The sequence below is a fragment of the Rhodoblastus sphagnicola genome (assembly GCF_002937075.1).
Taxonomy (GTDB): Bacteria; Pseudomonadota; Alphaproteobacteria; order Rhizobiales; family Beijerinckiaceae; genus Rhodoblastus; species Rhodoblastus sphagnicola.
Genome location: NZ_NHSJ01000038.1, coordinates 134,806 through 147,962, shown reverse-complemented (window position 1 = coordinate 147,962; position 13,157 = coordinate 134,806). Strand labels below are relative to the sequence as shown.

The following is a 13,157-nucleotide window of genomic DNA, read 5'->3' as shown; positions in this document are numbered from 1 at the left end:
GCTCGACGCGCTCCACTCGGCCGCCCCTGCGGTCGCGGGTGCGGGTGGCGCGGGCGCGGTCACGCTCGGTGTGTTCCGGCGGCGCGAGTTCGTCGAGCTTCGGCCCCTGCCACTCGATCTCCTTCTTGATCAGATCCTGGATCTGGTGGAGATACTTGAGATCTTCGGTGGTGATGATGGTCAGCGCCACGCCGCTGCGTCCGGCGCGTCCGGTGCGGCCGATGCGATGGACGTAATCCTCGGGATGGCTCGGCGCATCGAAATTGAACACATGGCTGACATCGGGAATGTCGAGTCCGCGCGCCGCCACGTCGGAACAGACGAGAATGTCGATGTCGCCGTTCTTGAAGGCGTCGAGCGAGGCCATGCGCGCCGGCTGGTCCATGTCGCCGTGCAGGCAGCCGGCGGGAAAGCCGTGCTTCATCAGGCTCTTGTGAACGATGCCGACGTCACGCTTGCGGTTGCAGAACACGATGGCGTTTTTCAGATCCGCGGCTTCGCGCAGCAGGCGGCGCAGGGTCTCGCGCTTGTCGCCGCCGCCATGCGAGGCGATCAATCCTTGCGCGATGGTGATCGCGGTGGTGGCGGCGCGCGCCACTTCGATACGAACGGGATTGTGAAGGAAAGCTTCAGTTAGCCGGGTGATTTCCGGCGGCATGGTGGCCGAGAAGAACAGGGTCTGCCGGGTGAACGGCACCAGCTTGCAGATTTTCTCGATGTCGGGAATGAAGCCCATGTCGAGCATGCGGTCGGCCTCGTCGATGACGAGGATTTCGATGCCGGACAGCAGCAGCTTGCCGCGTTCGAAAAAGTCGAGCATGCGGCCGGGCGTGGCGATCAGCACGTCGGCGCCGCGCATGATCTTGGCTTCCTGGTCGCCGAACGAGACGCCGCCGATCAGCAGGGCGACGTTGAGCTTGTGCTGCAAGCCATATTTGTTGAAGGCTTCCTCGACTTGCGCCGCGAGTTCGCGGGTCGGCTCCAGAATCAGCGTGCGGGGAACGCGGGCGCGGGCGCGGCCTTGTTCGAGACGGGACAGCATGGGGAGCACGAAGGCGGCGGTCTTGCCGGTGCCGGTCTGGGCGATGCCCAGGACATCGCGCCCGGCGAGCGCGAAAGGAATGGCCTGCGCCTGAATCGGCGTCGGGGTCGTGTAACCCGAGGCTTCCACGGCGCGCAGCACCTTTTCGCTGAGGCCGAGTTCGGTAAATTGCATTAAGGTTCCAGTCAGATCGTTTAGACTTTGGGTATTGTCTAGACTTGGGGTTTTTGTCGCGGCTTGCAAAAGCGCCGGACTTGACCGGCATCGGACGGGTATCGGCTTTCGCCGCCTTTACGCGCTTGACGCGAAACGGCGAAGGGGCGCGCGCGCGAACGAAGAACGCCGCCCGGACATTTAGGCCGGGCGGCGAGAAAGTCAACGTTTTTCTGTCCGGCTCAGCGCTTGCCGCGGGGCGGGTTAGCGGTTGCCGCAGGGATTGAGGGGAACAGTCCCGGGCTTGCCGATTGTCGCCGTGGCGGAATAGTCGATTGCCGGCGCGGACCGCGATCCCGCCAGAGCGGCCAGCGTGCCGTCCCTGGACATGCGGTCGATCAGGTGCGCGCCAAGCACGCACAGCAGCGACACCACGGCGCTGAACAGCGCGATCTTGTCGAAAAACGACGCTCCGCGGGAGTCCGGTTCTTCGGATTGGGATGACATCGGTGGGGGGCTCCTTTTGTCATCAGAATGCCCCACCGAAGGTTAAGCGAGCCTTACGCCAATCGAATTACTCGCCGCGTAATCTCTCCGCGTCTCACTTGCCGCGCGGGCTGAGGCGATAGAGCAGACCGTCCCTCAGCACGAACTGATGATAGAGCGCGACCAGAATGTGGCCGACGACGAGGAGCGCCAGCAAATTTGCCGCGACTTCGTGAACCTCGTGCAGCGGGCCGCTGATGGCCTTGTTGGCCTCGAACGGCGAGTTGATCTGGAACAGGTAGAAATCGAGCCCGTGCCCGGCGAAAAGCCGCATGGATATGCCGGACAGCGGGATAATCGCCACCAGGGCGTAAAGCGCATAATGGCCGAGATGGGCGAATTTGACGAAGGTCGGCCCCATCGAGGCGGGCAGGGCCGGCGGCGGGTTTTTTGCGCGCAGCGCCAGACGAAGGACCAGCAGCACGAAGACGAGCACGCCGCCCAGGGCGTGGAAGTTGACATAAGTCCCGCGCACGCTCTTGTCGAACGAGTCCAGCGACAAGCCGAACAGATAAAGACCGATGAGCAGCAAGGCCATCAGATTATGCAGGCCGATCTGCGGCTTGGTGTAAGTTTCGACGCTGGTTTGAGTCATTCTATCCTCCTGAATGCTTTTCGCGTGGTAAACTCAGGGCCACTTTTAGGGCATATGCGCTAAAGATCAACCAGATCGGACGCCGCCGCGAAGGCTGCGCGCTCCTGCAAAAACGCAAAGCGCGCTTCGGGTTTCGTTCCCATCAGCCGCTCGACCGAATCCGCAGTCTCCTCGCGATCTTCCTCGACAATGCCCACCTTGAGCAAGGTGCGTTTGCCCGCCGCCATGGTGGTATCGCGCAATTGTTGCGGCATCATTTCACCCAAGCCCTTGAACCGGCTGATTTCCACCTTGCCGCGCGGAAACTCCTTCTTGATCAGTTCGTCGCGGTGGGCCTCATCCCGCGCGTAAAAGATCTTCGCGCCCTGGCTCAGCTTGAACAGCGGGGGGACCGCCAGATAGAGATGGCCCTGGTCGATCAGCTTGGGCATTTGCCGATAGAAGAAGGTGATCAGCAGCGAGGCGATATGGGCGCCGTCCACGTCGGCGTCGGTCATGACGATGATCTTGTCGTAGCGCAGGTCTTCGGCGCGATAATGCGCGCCCACGCCCACGCCGAGCGCCTGGATCAGGTCGCCGATTTGCTGGTTGGCGGCCATCTTGTCCCGCGTCGCGCTGGCGACGTTGAGGATTTTGCCGCGCAACGGCAGGATGGCCTGGCTGGCGCGGTCGCGCGCCTGCTTGGCCGAACCGCCCGCCGAATCGCCCTCGACGATGAACAGTTCGGAGCCCTCCGCCGCCGTGTTGGTGCAGTCCGCCAGTTTTCCGGGCAGGCGCAATTTCCGCGTCGCGCTTTTGCGCGCGACATCCTTCTCCGCCCGGCGCCGCAGCCTTTCCTCGGCGCGCTCGATGCCCCAGTCGAGCAGGTTCTTGGCCTGGGCCGGGGAGGCGGCCAACCAATGGTCGAAGGCGTCGCGCACCACGCCCTCGACAATGCGCGAGGCCTCCACCGACATCAGCCGGCTCTTGTTCTGGCCCTGGAATTCCGGCTCGCGGATGAACACCGAGATCATGGCGGCGCAACCGGCCATCAGGTCATCGGAGGTAATGGCGCTGGCGCGCTTGCCCTGGCCGATGCGCTCGGCATGTTCCTTTAGCGCCCGCAAAAGCGCCAAGCGAAGTCCGCTCTCATGCGTGCCGCCGTCGGGCGTGGGGATGGTGTTGCAATAGGAATGCACGAAGCCGTCGTCGTGCGCGAGCCAGGCCACCGCCCATTCCAGCGAGCCGTGACGCTCGGCCTTGTCGATCCGTCCGACAAAAAACGAATCCGCGACCTGCGTCTTGCCCTCGATGTCGGCGGCCAGATAGTCCTTCAAGCCGCCGGGGAAGTGGAACACGGCCTCCGGCGGCGTCTTGTCCTTGGCGTCCAGCAGTTCGGCCGCGCATTTCCAGCGGATTTCGACGCCGCCGAACAGATAGGCTTTCGCCCGCGCCATCTTGAACAGCCGCGCCGCGCTGAACTTGCAGACGTCCTTGAAAATCTGCGGATCGGGCCGGAATCGCACCTTGGTGCCGCGCCGGTTGGTTACGCGGCCCACGGTCTCCAGCTTGCCGATGGGCGTCCCGCGCTCGAAAATCTGGCGATAAAGCGTTTGCGCGCGGGCGACCTCGACCTCCAGACGCTCGGACAAAGCGTTGACCACGGACACGCCGACGCCGTGCAACCCGCCGGAGGTCTGATAGGCCCCGGAATCGAACTTGCCGCCGGCGTGCAGCGTGCACATGATCACTTCCAGCGCCGACTTTTTCGGGAATTTGGGGTGGGGATCGACGGGAATGCCGCGACCGTTGTCGGTCACGCACAGAAAACCGTCGGCCTCGAACTGCACCTCGATGCGGGTGGCGAAGCCGGCCACCGCCTCGTCCATGGCGTTATCGAGCACTTCGGCGAACAGATGGTGCAGGGCGGCCTCGTCGGTGCCGCCAATATACATGCCCGGACGCCGGCGCACCGGCTCCAGCCCCTCCAGAACCTCGATGGAGGCGGCGGTATAGCCCTCTTCTCCGGGCGGCGGCGCGGTCTTGCGCGCATCCGTCGTCCTCGCTTCGGCGGCCGCCGGCTTGCGCGCGGCATTGCCGAAAAGATCGTCGTTGGCTGCCATTTGAACCCGATTCGCTCTGTCTCTCAAACATTGTCCTAGCAAAAAGTCGCGTGGAAGGGAACAGAACGAAAACGGAATATACCGCGCAACAGCGCCCCGCGCGCGCTGTCGCGATTTCTTACAAATTCCTTACCTCGATCTGTCGTGACGGACGCGATCGGTTGATCGAAAACAAGCCCCGCCGGAAACGGCCATGTAAGTTGCTTGAGCACAGCGCCGGGAACAGGCGCGAGGGGGAATGCAATGCGATTGTCTTTGAGTTTTTCGCGCGCGTCGCGCAGCAATTTTTGGCGCGCCGCCGCGTGCGTTGTCGCGCTGACCGCCATGACCGCCATGACCGGCGCGGCCCGCGCGGAAAGCCCGGAGCAAGCCGATCCACCGTTCCGCTTCCTGCGCTACAACGACGATTTCACCTATCTGGCCAACAAGCCGAACCCGACGCCGTGGGAGCGGGTCAAATACATTCCGCTGGGATCGAGCCTGTGGGGTCCGTCCTATCTGAGTCTTGGCGGCGAATTGCGCGAGCGTTGGGAGACCTACCAGCGCATCAATTACGGCATCGGCAAGGCGCAGGCGGCCAGCGGCTATCTGCTGGAGCGCGCCAACCTCAACGCCGACCTCCATGTCACCGATTATTTCCGCGCCTATGCCACGCTCGGCGACGACCGCATTTTCGGCCGGCGCGGCGCCTCCTCCTCGACCGACGCCGATCGCTGGGAGCTGTTCCAGCGTTTCGTCGAGGCGCGGCTGCCGTCTCCGTTCGGCGACCAACCCTCGATCCGTTATGGCCGCGAGGAACTCGCCTTCGGCTTCCAGCGCCTGATCGCGGCGCGCGAGGGACCGAACGCGCGCCGCGACTTCGACGGCCTGCGCGTCACCGACAAGATCGGCGAGGCCAGTGTCGACATTCTGGCGGTGCAGCCCGCCGTCAACACCGAATATGCGATGGACGATTCCACCAACCGCGCCCAGCGCCTGAGCGGCGTCTATGTCACCACGCCGGTGATCGGGCCGCTGAAAACCGATCTCTACGTGCTCGATTACGAGAACAATTCCATCAAGATGCGCGGCCTTTCCGGCTCGGAAAAGGCGCAAACGCTTGGCGCCCGCCTGTTCGGCAAGGCCGGCGGCTTCGACTGGAATCTCGAGGGCTCCTGGCAGACCGGCCGGTTCCGCTCCGGCGCGCAAAACTTCAATATCGAGGCCCATCTGCTCGCCGTCGTCGCCGGCTACACTTTCGCCGCCACCCCTTGGACGCCGCGCATCGGCTTTTCCGCCAATGACGCCTCCGGCGACAACGCCCACAACAAGACGACCATCGGCACGTTCAACGCCATGTTCCCGCGTCTGCCCTATTTCGCGGAAACCTCGGTCCTCGTGCCCTCCAACGTCCGCGATTTCAGGCCGGTCCTCTGCGTCACACCGGTCGAGCGCGTGACCGTGGTGCTCGGCTACGACATGCTGTGGCGCGCCTCGACCACGGACGGGCTGTACGGGTCGGGCTTCTCCGCGCTCGCCAACACCAGCAAGGCCAGGGGGTCGCGGGTCGGTTCGGAAGTTTCGATGGACGCGCGCTGGCAATATAATGAATCGCTGCAACTCGGCGCCATTCTCGCGCAATTCCAGGCCGGGCCGGCGCTCACCAGCGCCGGCGGCAAGAACATGACCTTTGGCGTGCTGTTCGCCAAGCTCAAGTTCTAGCCTGGACGCTCATGCGCGAATTCGCGATAAGGCGCATGCTCGGGGCGAGGCCCGGAAAACGCGAAATCCGGCGCGGGGGAGGGCGACTCCCTTGCGACAGGCTGCGGCGCCGGAACGGTAAATTTCATTTGCATCGCCTGTCAACGACGCGTTACACGAAATAAAGCGTGGAGGCGTTGACGATGCAGTCGTACAAACCGGGCAAGGCGGCGTTCATTTTCATCTTCATCACGGCCGCGCTCGATGTCATTGCGCTCGGCGTGATTGTCCCGGTTCTGCCAAAACTGATCGTGTCCTTTCGCGGCGGGGATTTTTCCGCCGCCTCGCGCTGGGTCGGCTATTTCGGTATAGCCTGGGCGATGATGCAGTTCATGTGCCAACCGGTGCTCGGGGCCTTGTCCGACCGGTTCGGCCGCCGCCCGGTGGTGCTGCTCTCCAACATCGGGCTTGGCGTCGATTATCTGGTGATGGCGCTGGCGCCGAGCCTGACCTGGCTGTTCATCGGCCGTCTCGCCTCGGGCGCCGCCGCCGCCAGCTTTTCCACGGCGCAGGCCTATATCGCCGACATCACCCCGCCGGAAAAGCGCGCGGCGAAATTTGGCCTGCTCGGCGCCGTGTTCGGGGTCGGTTTCGTGATCGGCCCGGCCATCGGCGGCTGGCTCGGCGAGATCGACCTGCGCTTGCCGTTCTGGGGCGCGGCGGCCTTCAGCCTGCTCAACGCCATCTACGGTTATTTCGTCCTGCCGGAATCGCTGGCGCCGGAAAACCGCACGCGCAAATTCGTCTGGCGCAGCGCCAATGTGATCGGCGCCTTGAAGTTCCTGGGCCGCGAACCCGGTCTGGCGCTGGTCACCACCGCCATCTTCCTGTCGCTGCTGGCGCATGAATCGCTGCCGTGCCTGTTCGTGATCTACACGGATTTCCGCTATCACTGGACACCGACCGAGACCGGTCTGGCGCTGGCTGCGGTGGGCATCACCCAGACCATCGTGGCCGGCGGCCTGGTGCGGCAGAGCGTGAAGAAATTCGGCGAGACGCCTTCGGCGGTCGCGGGCCTGCTGTTCGGCGTCGCCGGCTTCGTCGGTTTCGCCGTGGCCCCGGCCGGTTGGGCCTTCATCGCCGCGATTCCGCTGATCGCGCTGTGGGGGTTGGCCGCGCCCGCCATGCAGTCGATGGCGACCCGCTTCGTCAACGTTTCCGAGCAGGGAACCCTGCAAGGCGCGGTGTCGAGCCTGCGCGGCGTCTCCGGCATGATCGGCCCGATCACGTTCACGCAATTGCTCGCCTTCGAGATCGCGAGCGGAAAACAGCCGGGACTGGCCTATGGCCTGTCCGCCCTGCTGCTCTCGTTCAGCTTCCTGGTCATCGTGGCGCTGGCGCGGCGCGGCGCCTTGAAAAATCTGCCGGCGTGAGCCGCGCGGGAGCATGATCCCAAAAGGTGGACACCGGTTTTCGGAAAAAAACACGCGAAAACAAAGAGTTTAGAGCGTGACGCGTTTCCGGGGCAACGCTTCACGCTCTGGAGTGGCGAAAACGCCTCGAAACTTCCTATATAAAACAGCGCGCGAACAAACCGCGCCGAACGCATCGGGGATTGGCATGAACAAACTCTTCGCCGCCACTGTCATTTCGCTCGTCGCTGCGGTGGGGCTCGCTTCGCAGGCGCAGGCCAAGGGCTGCATTCGCGGCGCCGTCGCCGGGGGCGTCGCCGGGCATTACGCCGGACACCACGCCGTGGTCGGCGCCATTGGCGGTTGCATCGCCGCCCGCCATTATTACAAGCAGCAGCGCCTGCAACAGCAGCAGCAGATTCAGCAGCCGGCCCCTCAGGGCGCGGGCGCCTATCGCTGATCCCGCTTCGCCGCCGTTCTCCGCGCCCTGTTGCACAAATGTCATTGTCGCGTGGGGCGCGGCCGACTATGGTTCCGGCGGCTCATCCCGATTCATCGAGGTTTTCGTGAGGGCCGACCGGGGGAAGGACTATGCGGTTGCGCGAAATTCTGGCGGCGGGCGTTATGCTCGCGGCGTGCGGTCCTTCGCTGGCGGCGGACCCCACTCTGCTCGGCGTCGGCATCGGCTTGTTCGACGAAACCTTCCTCGACCCGCGCATCGCCTTTTTCAAGGTGGACTACAACCGCAAGCATTATGAGGCGACCGACCACCGCTTCGAAATCATGGGCGGCTACAACCTGCTGCCGACGCCGGAGATCTACGGTCGCCTGCATCCGACCGCCGGCTTCGAGATCACATCCTCGGCCGGAACCTGGATGGGCGCCGGCGTCGCCTATGACGTCAACTACGGCCCGCTGCACTTCACACCCAAGTTCGAACCCGGCCTTTTCATGCCCGGCGATGGCAAGAGGCTCAACTATCCGCTGGAATTCCGCACCCAGCTCGAACTGTCCTATGAGTTCGCCGACCACTCGCGGTTCGGCGTGGCGATCAGCCATATTTCGAACAGCCAGCTCGCGGAGCGCTTCAACCACAACAAGCCCAACCCGGGGGCGGACATCCTCTCGATCTATTACCGCTTCCCGCTGGAGGCTTGGTTTCCGGGCTGACGCGCGCAAGGGTCGGCCAGCAGGGTTCCGTCCCGGCCGACGCGGGCTGGGCGGCGGCGACCTGAAATCCTTGCAACCAGCCGCCGCCCCTTGATCGCGCGCGCTTTAGGTCCAAGATGGACCTCCGCCGCTGGAGCGCCCGACAATGAAGACATCAACCATCGTGCTGGCCGCCCTGGTGGCGTGGTCCGCCTGCGCCGAGGCGAAAACGCCCGAGCGCCAAGTCGCGTATCACGACGCCCTGATCCGCCTGATCGCCGACGCGACCGCCTGGAGCGAGTTTTGCGTGAATGACGCCGTCGATCCCGCCGCGCTCGCCGTTTTCCGCGAGGTCCACGGCATCGCGGTGAACGGCCATTACATCGAGGTTTTCGGCCGCGCCCACGCGCGCCAGCACGCCGCCGCCTCCGCCGCCAATCGCTTTTTCGCGGCCTGCGCGCGGGCGCTCGCGCTTTACGGTCCCTCGGGAAATTTTGCGCCCGGCCTGGTGCGGCCGCTGTTCCACGCAACGGTCCCCGACCAGATGATCGACCTCGACCGCTGGTGACTCACGCCTCGTAGCGATAGCCCACGCCATGCACGGTCTGGATGATGCGCGGTTTGGCCGGGTCCAACTCGATTTTCTTGCGCAGCGACGACACATATTGGTCGAGCGCGCGGCTGTTGGGCATGTAGCCCCGGCCCCAGGCCAGATCGAACAGGTCGTCGCGCGACACCGCCTTGCCCTTGCGGTCATGCAGCGCCCGCAGCATCGCCAGTTCGCGCGGGGCGAGATCGATGCCGCCGCCGCCGCGCGTCGCGCGCAGGGCGTCGGGATCTATGGTCAGATCGCCCATGCGGAAAATCCTCTCCTCCGCCTCCACAGGCTGTGCCTGAGGCTTTACGCGCCGCAGCGCCGCCTTGATCCGCGCCACCAGTTCGCGTGCGGAAAACGGCTTGGCGATATAATCGTCGGCGCCGATTTCCAGCCCCACCACCCTGTCGATTTCGGCGCCCCGCGCCGACAGCAGCAGGATCGGCGTCGCGGAATCGCGGGCGCGAATGCGCCGGCACAGGTCGAGCCCGTCGAGGCGTGGCATCATCACGTCGAGCAAGCACAGGGCCGGCGCCTGTTCGACAAAGGCGGTCCAGGCGGCCTCGCCGTCCTCGGCGACGATGCAGTCGAGTCCCTCCAGCGCCAGAAGGTCGGTGAGCCCGGCGCGCAGATTGGAATCGTCCTCCGCGATCAGGATTTTCATGAAACGTCCATACGCAAGGTGGCGCGCGCTAAAACTCCGGGATGGGCGGCCGACAGCGCGAATCCGCCGCCGTTCGCCCGCGCCAATTCGCGCACGATCGACAGGCCGACGCCATGCGACCTTTGTGGCGCCGCAAGCTTTTCGCCAGCAACAGCTTGGCCGCCGCCATGATCGCGCACGGTCAAGACCAGCAGGCCGCCGCTCTCGCCGACCGTCACTTCAATCGGCCCGGGCGCATATTTGCGGGCATTGTCCACCAGATTGATCAGAATGCGCTCAAAGGCGGGGATGGCGAAGCGCCGCGCGCCCGCGACCGCGCTCGTCACCGCGCAGACGCAGTTGGAGGAAGCCAGCAAGCTCTGGTAGCGCGCGACGATCTCCCGAGCCAGCGCGCCAGGGTCGGCCGTCCCCAGCGCATAGGCGACCGGCGCCGCGCCTTGCGAAAGCGTCGCGCCGGCGAGCGCGTCGAGTCGGTCGATCTCGTCGCTCAGCACCGCGCAATAGCGCGACAGCTCGGGGCCGTCGCCCTTGCGCCGGATCAGTTCGGCGTAAAGCTTCAGATTGGCCAGCGGCGTGCGCAGGTCGTGCGAAAGCTGGGTCAGCAGGGTCATGCGCGCGGCGCTTTCCCGCGCCTGGGCTTCTTGCGCGCGCCGCGCCAAAAACACCAGCAGCAGCCAGACCAAGGCGAGCGGCGCGGCCAAGGCGAGTCGCCCCAGCGCGCCGCGCTTGGGAGCGGGCGCGCCGGACAGCTCCACCACCCAGCCATGCAGCGCGCCGCTTTGGGTGAAGGCCTCGAAAGTTTCTCCCGCCCCCTTGCTCCAGACGATGCGGTCGAACGGATCGCGCAGCCGGAACGCCCAGCCCGGCGTCACGGCGGCGAATTCGTCGAGCACGCCGAACAAGGTGGGAAAGATCTGCGCGCTCGCCAGCGCGATGCAGTTTTCCGCGCGTTCAGGCGCAGCGCCCGTGCGGCGGCATTCGAAATAATATTCCCCGGCGATGTTGGGAAACCAGCCATTGACGAAATCGCCCTCGCGCAACAGGTCGGCGATCGCGGTCAGCGCCCGCAGCTTGTCCTCCCACATTTTCGGCATGGCGAGCGGGTCTTCCGGCGGGAACACGACCCGGTCGCCCTGCCGCTTCAGCACCAGCAGGCCGAGGTCGTAACTATAAATCACGCGCCAGAGCGCCGCGTCCGGATAGGCGTCGCCCCAGGCCTTCTCCACCTTGAGATTGGCGAAGGCGGCGAGTTCGGTCACTTCGTTGACGGCGGCGCCGGAAAAGGCGTCGGCGACGCGCGCGGTGTCGCGCCGCGCTTTTTCGCGCAGCACCACATAGTCGGCGTCGAGCGCCTGCGCGCCAAGCAGCGCGGCGAGAGCAAGCGGCAACGCGAACAGAAGGGCTGTGCGCGCCGTCTCCACCCAACCGCCCCGCCAAACCATGTTTACCCCGCCGCATTCCCGTCGCAACCGGATCACAATACGCCGCTAGAAAAAACCCGGACCTTGGAAGATGTTTTACGCGTGATGGAACCAAGACTTCTGCCTCTCGGCGACGCGGCGGCGATTGTTCGCTTCGGCGCGGCGATAGACCCCGCGCTCAACGCCCGCGCCCAAGCCTTTTGCGCGGCGCTGGCGGCGGCGCCGCCGCGCGGCCTGCATGAATGGGCGCCGGCCTTCGCCTCGGTGACGTTGTGGTACGACCCGGACGCGCTGCCCTTTGCAGAACTGGAAAGCCTGTGCCGCCGCCTCGCCTTGGCGCCGCCCGCGCCGTGCTCGGGTGAAATCCACGACCTGCCGTTCTGCGCCGAGGCGGATTTCGCGCCGGATCTCGCCGATGTCGCGCAAGCCAACGGCCTGTCGCCAGCCGACTGGCTGCAAGCCTTCGCCAAAATCACCTTCGACGTCGCCATGCTCGGCTTCCTGCCCGGCTTCGCCTATCTCGGCGGCCTGCCGAAATTTCTGGACGCGCCCCGCCTCGCCACCCCGCGTAAAAACGTGCCGGAGCGCTCGGTCGCCATAGCCGACGGTATGTGCGCGGCCTATCCGCAGTCCAGCCCCGGCGGCTGGCGCCTGATCGGCCGCACGCCGACAAAATTGTTCGACGCGCAAGCGGAAAAGCCCACGCTTTTCGCCCCCGGCGATCGCGTGCGCTGGCGCCTGATCGGCCGCGATGAATTCTTCGCACAGGAGCGGACATGGCGCGGCTGATCGTCGAACATCCCGGCCTCGGCGTCTCGATTCAGGACCGGGGCCGCTTCGGTTTCCGCAGGCTCGGAATCCCCGTGTCCGGCGCGCTGGACCAAGGCTTTTTCGCCGCCGCCAATGTTTTAGCCGGCGCGCCGGACGATGCGGCGGCGCTGGAATGCCTGCTGTCGGCGCCAATTTTGCGCGCGGACGCGGGGCCTGTTCGCCTCGGTTTGGCCGGCGCGTTTTCCGGCGTCCTGACCCGCGCCGGCCGCGACGAAAGCATCGTGTCTTGGCGCGGCCTGACGCTGCAAACGGGCGACCGCCTCGCGCTAAAACTCACGCGCCCGCCCGGCTATATCGCCTGTTCCGGCGGCCTCGATGTCCCGCCCGTCCTCAACAGCCGCTCAGCCTACGCCCGCGCCGGCCTCGGCCGCGCGCTCGGCCCCGACGACGTGCTTTGCTGCGCGGACGCCCAAGGCGAGGATCGTTGCGCCCCGCCGCTCGCGCCGGGCGACGGCCCGCTGCGCTTCCTTCCCGGCCCGGACCCGTTCCCGCCGCAAACCCTGGCCGCCTTCATCGCCGCGCGCTGGACGGTGCGGCCGGAGAGCGACCGCATGGGCCTTCGCCTCGCCGGCCCGCGCCTCGCCGATCGGCCGGAAGGCGCCAACATCGTCAGCGAGGGCGTGACGCCCGGCGCGATCCAAATTCCCGGCGACGGTCAGCCGATCCTGTTGCGCGCGGATGGACAGACCTCTGGCGGCTATGCCAGGATCGGCTGCGTCATCACCGCCGATCTCGACCGCATGGCGCATGTCTTGCCCGGCGACGCCGTGGCTTTCGCCCCGGTCGACGCCGCGCAGGCGGCGCAAGCGCGCCGGGAAAGATGCGAAAGAGTGGCGGCATGGCGGCAAAGCCTCGCGCCCGTCGCGGGCCTGGACGAGGAAAAACTGTGGAGCGAAAATCTCATCACCGGCGCGATTTTCGCGGATTAGCGACTCCCTCGCCTCGCAGGCGGGGCGAGGGGATGAGG

14 protein-coding genes are annotated in these 13,157 nt (G+C 65.6%); 7 read left to right on the top strand and 7 right to left on the bottom strand.

What is annotated here, in order from left to right; genetic code table 11:
- From CCR94_RS05400 to CCR94_RS24970, 5 genes are all read right to left on the bottom strand, one after another.
- Window positions 1-1,216, bottom strand: a 1,216-nt coding sequence (locus CCR94_RS05400) for a DEAD/DEAH box helicase (RefSeq protein ID WP_104506841.1), incomplete at its 3' end; no start/stop codon positions are given.
- A gap of 243 nt (window positions 1,217-1,459) precedes the next feature.
- The gene (locus tag CCR94_RS05395) at window positions 1,460-1,702 is read right to left on the bottom strand and encodes a cation:proton antiporter family protein (RefSeq protein WP_104506840.1); all 243 of its coding nucleotides are present in this window, start codon (window positions 1,700-1,702) and stop codon (window positions 1,460-1,462) included.
- Window positions 1,703-1,796: 94 nt separating this feature from the next.
- Complete coding sequence (locus tag CCR94_RS05390) at window positions 1,797-2,336, bottom strand: cytochrome b (RefSeq protein ID WP_104506839.1); 540 nt, start codon at window positions 2,334-2,336, stop codon at window positions 1,797-1,799.
- Between the two features lie 59 nt (window positions 2,337-2,395).
- Window positions 2,396-4,438: a DNA topoisomerase IV subunit B gene (gene parE, locus CCR94_RS05385; RefSeq protein WP_104506838.1), complete on the bottom strand. Its 2,043-nt coding sequence runs from the start codon at window positions 4,436-4,438 to the stop codon at window positions 2,396-2,398.
- A gap of 35 nt (window positions 4,439-4,473) precedes the next feature.
- Entirely contained in the window at window positions 4,474-4,773 is a 300-nt protein-coding gene (locus CCR94_RS24970) for a hypothetical protein (RefSeq protein WP_158254635.1), read from the bottom strand.
- Between CCR94_RS24970 and CCR94_RS05380 the strand changes: the two genes are divergently transcribed.
- The 5 genes from CCR94_RS05380 to CCR94_RS05360 all read left to right on the top strand — a co-directional run bounded on the left by CCR94_RS05380 (window position 4,763) and on the right by CCR94_RS05360 (window position 9,247).
- The gene (locus CCR94_RS05380) at window positions 4,763-6,139 is read left to right on the top strand and encodes an alginate export family protein (RefSeq protein WP_158254634.1); all 1,377 of its coding nucleotides are present in this window, start codon (window positions 4,763-4,765) and stop codon (window positions 6,137-6,139) included. The genes CCR94_RS24970 and CCR94_RS05380 overlap by 11 nt on opposite strands.
- A gap of 182 nt (window positions 6,140-6,321) precedes the next feature.
- Window positions 6,322-7,551, top strand: coding sequence for a TCR/Tet family MFS transporter (locus CCR94_RS05375; protein ID WP_104506859.1), 1,230 nt, complete (start codon window positions 6,322-6,324; stop codon window positions 7,549-7,551).
- Window positions 7,552-7,738: 187 nt separating this feature from the next.
- The gene (locus tag CCR94_RS05370) at window positions 7,739-7,990 is read left to right on the top strand and encodes a hypothetical protein (protein WP_104506836.1); all 252 of its coding nucleotides are present in this window, start codon (window positions 7,739-7,741) and stop codon (window positions 7,988-7,990) included.
- A gap of 137 nt (window positions 7,991-8,127) precedes the next feature.
- The gene (locus CCR94_RS05365; RefSeq protein WP_158254633.1) at window positions 8,128-8,700 is read left to right on the top strand and encodes an acyloxyacyl hydrolase; all 573 of its coding nucleotides are present in this window, start codon (window positions 8,128-8,130) and stop codon (window positions 8,698-8,700) included.
- A 145-nt stretch (window positions 8,701-8,845) separates the two neighbouring features.
- Window positions 8,846-9,247: a hypothetical protein gene (locus tag CCR94_RS05360; protein ID WP_104506834.1), complete on the top strand. Its 402-nt coding sequence runs from the start codon at window positions 8,846-8,848 to the stop codon at window positions 9,245-9,247.
- A gap of 1 nt (window position 9,248) precedes the next feature.
- Here the strand turns inward: CCR94_RS05360 and CCR94_RS05355 are convergent, their stop codons facing one another.
- Together CCR94_RS05355 and CCR94_RS05350 are read right to left on the bottom strand one after the other, a co-directional pair.
- Window positions 9,249-9,938, bottom strand: coding sequence for a response regulator transcription factor (locus tag CCR94_RS05355; RefSeq protein ID WP_104506833.1), 690 nt, complete (start codon window positions 9,936-9,938; stop codon window positions 9,249-9,251).
- Window positions 9,935-11,380 carry a sensor histidine kinase gene (locus CCR94_RS05350; RefSeq protein WP_104506832.1) on the bottom strand — a complete coding sequence of 482 codons (1,446 nt, stop codon included), beginning with the start codon at window positions 11,378-11,380 and terminating at the stop codon, window positions 9,935-9,937. Before CCR94_RS05350 ends, CCR94_RS05355 begins: the two co-directional genes overlap by 4 nt.
- A gap of 84 nt (window positions 11,381-11,464) precedes the next feature.
- Between CCR94_RS05350 and CCR94_RS24965 the strand changes: the two genes are divergently transcribed.
- Window positions 11,465-12,148 carry a 5-oxoprolinase subunit B family protein gene (locus CCR94_RS24965; protein ID WP_158254632.1) on the top strand — a complete coding sequence of 228 codons (684 nt, stop codon included), beginning with the start codon at window positions 11,465-11,467 and terminating at the stop codon, window positions 12,146-12,148.
- The gene (locus CCR94_RS05340; RefSeq protein ID WP_104506831.1) at window positions 12,136-13,119 is read left to right on the top strand and encodes a 5-oxoprolinase subunit C family protein; all 984 of its coding nucleotides are present in this window, start codon (window positions 12,136-12,138) and stop codon (window positions 13,117-13,119) included. The genes CCR94_RS24965 and CCR94_RS05340 overlap by 13 nt, the downstream gene beginning before the upstream one ends.
- The last annotated feature ends 38 nt before the right edge of the window (window positions 13,120-13,157 follow it).